Genomic DNA, 3985 nt, shown 5'->3' with positions numbered 1-3985 from the left:
GCCGCCTCGACGGGGTGCTGCACGGCGACCACCTCGGGCTCATCCCGGGGCCCGGCTCGGAGCCCGGCGACGCCCGCGAGTACCAGCCCGGCGACGACGTGCGGCAGATGGACTGGTCCGTCACCGCCCGCACCACCCACCCGCACGTGCGGCAGACCGTCGCCGACCGCGAACTCGAGACCTGGTTGGCGATCGACCTCTCGCCCAGCCTCGACTTCGGCACCGGGGTCTGCGAGAAGCGGGACCTCGCCGTGGCCGCCGCCGCCGCGGTCGGCTACCTCGCCGGCGGCGGCGGCAACCGGATCGGTGCCGTCGTGAGCACCGGGGCGCGCACCCACCGCGTGCCCGCCCGCGGCGGCCAGTTGCACACGCAGGCGATGCTCCGCTCGATCGCGACGACCCCGCACGCCCCCGACGGCACCCGCGGGGACCTGCGCGGGCTGATCGAGTCGCTGCGCCGCCCGCAGCGTCGCCGCGGCCTGGCCGTCGTCGTCAGCGACTTCCTCGGCCCCATCGACTGGGAGCGTTCGCTGCGCGCCCTGTCCGGCCGGCACGACCTGCTCGCGGTGGAAGTCCTCGACCGCCGCGACCTCGAACTGCCCGACCTCGGCGACGTCGTGCTGCACGACCCCGAGACCGGGCACACCCGCGAGTTCACCACCAGCGAGCAGTTGCGCGCCGACTACGCCCGGGCCGCCGCCGAGCACCGCGCCGCCGTGCGCAAGGCCGTCCGCGGCTGCGGCGCCCCGCTGCTGAGCCTGCGCACCGACCGCAACTGGATCGACGACGTGGTCCGGTTCGTCGCCGCCCGCCGCCACAGCTTCGGCGCCCCGGTGAAGGGGGGCCGGTGAGCATCTCCGACTTCACCGCGCCGTGGTGGTTGCTGTTCCTGTTCGTCGTCGGGGCCCTCGCCGCCGGATACGTGGCGGTGCAACGCCGCCGGATGCGGCACACGCTGCGGTTCACCAACCTCGAGCTGCTCGAGAAGGTCGCCCCCCAGCGGCCCGGCCGCAGCCGGCACGTCCCGGTCGCGTTGCTGCTGGCCGGGCTGGCGCTGCTCACCGTCGCCGCTGCCGGGCCCACCGCCGAGCAGCGGGTTCCGCGCAACCGCGCCACCGTTGTCCTGGTGATCGACGTGTCGCTGTCGATGCAGGCCACCGACGTCGAGCCCACTCGCCTCGCCGCCGCGCAGGCCGCCGCCAAGTCGTTCGCCGACGACCTGACTCCCGGCATCAACCTCGGCCTGGTGGCGTTCTCCGGCACCGCGTCGGTGCTCGTCTCGCCGACCACCAACCGGGAGGCCACCAAGACCGCGATCGACAACCTGCAGCTGAGCGAGCGCACCGCCACCGGCGAGGCGATCTTCACGGCCCTGCAGTCCGTCGACACCCTCGCCGCGGTGCTCGGCGGCGGCGACCAGGCACCCCCGGCGCGGATCGTGCTGCTCTCGGACGGCAAGCAGACCGTCCCGGAGAGCCCCGACGACCCGCGCGGCGGCTTCACCGCCGCCCGGCAGGCCGCGGACAAGGACGTGCCCGTCTCGACCATCTCCTTCGGCACCGAGTACGGCACCGTCACGATCGAGGACGAGCGCATCCCGGTGCCGGTGGACGACCCGTCCCTGAAGGAGATCGCCAACCTCTCCGGCGGCACCTTCTTCACCGCATCGAACCTGCAGGAACTCGAGGACGCCTACAACACCCTCGAGGAACAGATCGGGTACGAGACCACCCGCGGCGACGCCAGCCGCCCGTGGCTGATCCTTGGTGTCCTCGCCGTCGCCGGGGGTGTCGCCGCCGCCCTGCTGCTGCGCCAACGCCTGCCCTGACCTGCGCCGCGGACCGCGTGCCCGCCGCCGCGGGCGCCTTGTTACCGACCCGTACCGCCACCAGATAGGGTTTGACCCCATGACTGACGCAAGCAGCCCCGCCGGATCGCCGCGCCCCGCGGCCACCCCCCGCTCGGTTCTCGTCACCGGCGGCAATCGCGGCATCGGCCTCGCCGTCGCCCGCCGCCTGCAGGCGGACGGCCACAAGGTCGCCGTCACCCACCGCGGCTCCGGCGCCCCGGACGGACTGTTCGGCGTCCGGTGCGATGTCACCGACAGCGCGTCCGTCGACGCCGCGTTCAAGGAGGTCGAAGAGCACCAGGGTCCCGTCGAGGTCCTGGTCGCGAACGCCGGCATCACCGACGACACGCTGCTGATGCGGATGACCGAGGACCAGTTCGCGAAGGTCATCGACGCCAACCTCACCGGTGCGTTCCGGTGCGCGAAGCGCGCCAACCGCGCGATGCTGCGGGGGCGCTGGGGTCGGATGATCTTCCTCGGCTCGGTCGTCGGCATGGCCGGTCAGGCGGGGCAGATCAACTACGCGTCCTCGAAGGCCGGCGTCATCGGCCTGGCCCGCTCGGTGACCCGCGAACTCGGCTCGCGTTCGATCACGGCGAATGTCGTCGCGCCCGGATTCATCGAGACGGACATGACCGCCGAACTCTCCGACGACGTCCGCGACACCGCGAAGAAGTTCATCCCGCTGCAGCGTCTCGGCAAGCCCGAGGACGTCGCCGCGGTCGTGAGCTTCCTCGCGTCCGACGACTCCGCCTACGTCTCCGGCGCGGTCATCCCCGTCGACGGCGGCCTCGGCATGGGGCACTGACGCCGGCACGCACGCCACCACATCCGAAACTCACTGGAGGACCGACACACTCATGGGCGGACTGCTCGAGGGCAAGACCATTCTCGTCACCGGCATCATCACCGACGCCTCCATCGCCTTCCACACCGCGAAGGTCGCGCAGGAACAGGGCGCGAAGGTCGTCGTCACCGGCTTCGACCGGCTGCGCCTGATCGATCGCATCGCGCAGCGGCTGCCGCAGCCGGTGCCCCCGGCCCTCGAACTCGACGTGCAGAACACCGACCACCTCGACACCCTCGCCGGCCGGGTGCGCGAGCTCGCCCCCGAGGGCCTCGACGGCGTCGTGCACTCCATCGGCTTCGCCCCCCGCTCGTGCCTGGGCAGCCCGTTCCTCGACGCGCCGTGGACCGACGTCGCCGTCGCCCTCGAGGTCTCCGCCTACTCCTACGCCGCGCTCGCCAAGGCCCTGCTGCCCGTCCTCAACGATGGCGCCTCCCTGGTCGGCATGGACTTCGACCCCGCCCGCGCCGTCCCGTTCTACAACTGGATGGGCGTGTCCAAGGCCACCCTCGAGTCCGTCAACCGGTACGTCGCCAAGGAGGTCGGCGGCCGCGGTATCCGCTCCAACCTCGTCGCCGCCGGCCCGATCAAGACCCTCGCCGCCAAGGCCATCGCCGGCGACGCCACCGGCCCCGGCGCCGAGATGAACCGGCTCAACGAGGGCTGGTCCGCGGCGGCCCCGATCGGCTGGGACGTCGATGACCCCACGCCCGTCGCGAAGACCGTGTGCACGGTGCTGTCCGACTGGCTGCCCGGCACCACCGGGTCGATCGTCTACGTCGACGGGGGATTCCATTCCCAGGTCGGCTTCGGTGCCGGCGCCTAGGGTCGAGCCATGACCCGTACCTCCGAGCCGTACGACGCACTGCTGGTGCTCTCGTTCGGCGGTCCGGAAGGGCCGGACGACGTGCGCCCGTTCCTCGAGAATGTCACCCGGGGCCGCGGCGTGCCGCCCGAACGCCTCGACGAGGTCGCCGAGCACTACCTGCACTTCGGGGGTGTCTCACCGATCAACGCCCTCAACCGCGACCTCATCGCGCGCCTCGAGGCGGACTTCGCCGCCGCCGGGCTGGATCTGCCGATCTACTTCGGCAACCGCAACTGGCACCCGATGATCGAGGACACCGTCGCGGCCATGCGCGACGACGGGGTGCGCAACGCGCTGGTGTTCCCCACCTCGGCGTGGGGTGGCTATTCGGGGTGCCGGCAGTACCACGAGGACATCGCCCGCGCCCGCGCCGCCGTCGGCGACGACGCACCCGTGCTGACCAAGCTGCGGCACTTCTACG

The 3985-nt window shown here is 72.4% G+C and carries 5 protein-coding genes; all 5 read left to right on the top strand.

Annotated features, from left to right (window positions below; genetic code table 11):
- Positions 1-851, top strand: an 851-nt coding sequence (locus CQZ88_RS28815; protein ID WP_102800640.1) for a DUF58 domain-containing protein, incomplete at its 5' end; no start/stop codon positions are given.
- Entirely contained in the window at positions 848-1828 is a 981-nt protein-coding gene (locus CQZ88_RS28810; protein WP_006939291.1) for a VWA domain-containing protein, read from the top strand. The genes CQZ88_RS28815 and CQZ88_RS28810, both read left to right, overlap by 4 nt.
- A 79-nt stretch (positions 1829-1907) precedes the next feature.
- The gene (gene fabG1 / locus CQZ88_RS28805; protein ID WP_029543667.1) at positions 1908-2657 is read left to right on the top strand and encodes a 3-oxoacyl-ACP reductase FabG1; all 750 of its coding nucleotides are present in this window, start codon (positions 1908-1910) and stop codon (positions 2655-2657) included.
- A gap of 52 nt (positions 2658-2709) precedes the next feature.
- Complete coding sequence (gene inhA, locus CQZ88_RS28800; RefSeq protein ID WP_006939295.1) at positions 2710-3522, top strand: NADH-dependent enoyl-ACP reductase InhA; 813 nt, start codon at positions 2710-2712, stop codon at positions 3520-3522.
- Positions 3523-3531: 9 nt separating this feature from the next.
- The coding region (locus CQZ88_RS32175; RefSeq protein WP_258008869.1) for a ferrochelatase at positions 3532-3985 on the top strand (454 nt) is incomplete at its 3' end.

Origin of the sequence: Rhodococcus sp. ENV425, assembly GCF_002887785.1 — a bacterium.
Classification (GTDB): Bacteria; Actinomycetota; Actinomycetes; order Mycobacteriales; family Mycobacteriaceae; genus Rhodococcus; species Rhodococcus aetherivorans.
This window is presented reverse-complemented; position numbering and strand designations above follow the sequence as displayed.